General features: G+C 48.2%; 7 tRNA genes. All 7 read right to left on the bottom strand.

Annotated features, from left to right (window positions below):
- Window positions 1-68 precede the first annotated feature (68 nt).
- The 7 genes from AR337_RS22525 to AR337_RS22495 all read right to left on the bottom strand — a co-directional run bounded on the left by AR337_RS22525 (window position 69) and on the right by AR337_RS22495 (window position 1,001).
- Window positions 69-145, bottom strand: a tRNA-Arg gene (locus tag AR337_RS22525).
- Window positions 146-205: 60 nt separating this feature from the next.
- Window positions 206-291: transfer RNA gene (locus tag AR337_RS22520), tRNA-Leu, on the bottom strand.
- Between the two features lie 66 nt (window positions 292-357).
- A tRNA-Leu gene (locus tag AR337_RS22515) sits at window positions 358-442 on the bottom strand.
- Window positions 443-451: 9 nt separating this feature from the next.
- Window positions 452-527: transfer RNA gene (locus tag AR337_RS22510), tRNA-Lys, on the bottom strand.
- A 138-nt stretch (window positions 528-665) separates the two neighbouring features.
- Window positions 666-740 (bottom strand) — tRNA-Gln (locus tag AR337_RS22505).
- A 95-nt stretch (window positions 741-835) separates the two neighbouring features.
- Window positions 836-920: transfer RNA gene (locus AR337_RS22500), tRNA-Tyr, on the bottom strand.
- A gap of 5 nt (window positions 921-925) precedes the next feature.
- Window positions 926-1,001, bottom strand: a tRNA-Thr gene (locus tag AR337_RS22495).
- Window positions 1,002-1,004: the final 3 nt, after the last annotated feature.

The raw sequence follows: 1,004 nt of genomic DNA, 5'->3' as shown, positions 1-1,004 counted from the left end.
GGATTCGAACCTGCGACCCCTTGGTCCCAAACCAAGTGCTCTACCAAGCTGAGCTACTTCCCGTTATATGGCGCGCCCGAAAGGAGTCGAACCCATAACCTTCTGATCCGTAGTCAGACGCTCTATCCAATTGAGCTACGGGCGCATATTTCGAAAGCGACCTAATCAATATTACACTAACAAATAATGTTTGTCAAGACTTTTTTGGTGCGGCCGAGAGGACTTGAACCTCCACGGGGTTGCCCCCACTAGGCCCTCAACCTAGCGCGTCTGCCATTCCGCCACGACCGCATAATGTAAAACAGCGACAAGATTAATCATATCACTTACTTAGCATCATTGCAACTGGTAATTTTATGGTGCGGGTGAAGGGAGTCGAACCCCCACGCCTCGCGGCGCCAGATCCTAAGTCTGGTGCGTCTGCCAATTCCGCCACACCCGCATATTAAAATGGTGAGCCATGAAGGACTCGAACCTTCGACCCTCTGATTAAAAGTCAGATGCTCTACCGACTGAGCTAATGGCTCGTATAGAAGAATTTCCCTAAATATATATTAACTTAGTCAGATGCTCCGTAGAACTTTCGTTCTACTCCGCAACTCGCAGCATAACCATGATGCTTTGCTCGTTGCTCCACCGACTGAGCTAATGGCTCGATATAAAAATGGCTGGGCTAGCTGGATTCGAACCAACGAATGACGGAGTCAAAGTCCGTTGCCTTACCGCTTGGCTATAGCCCAATAGTATAATTATTGTTCCCCATTTACAATTCCAATACAATTTAAAAAGAACATACATAGTATTGCTCTTTTTGTTTGGAACCTATTCAGGAAAATGGTGGTGGGGGACGGATTCGAACCGCCGAACCCGGAGGGAGCGGATTTACAGTCCGCCGCGTTTAGCCACTTCGCTACCCCACCAAAAATGGTGCCGGCTAGAGGACTTGAACCCCCAACCTACTGATTACAAGTCAGTTGCTCTACCAATTGAGCTAAACCGGCAAA

The sequence above is a fragment of the Bacillus sp. FJAT-27445 genome, from assembly GCF_001510665.1.
Lineage (GTDB): Bacteria > Bacillota > Bacilli > Bacillales > Cytobacillaceae > Bacillus_D.
This window is presented reverse-complemented; position numbering and strand designations above follow the sequence as displayed.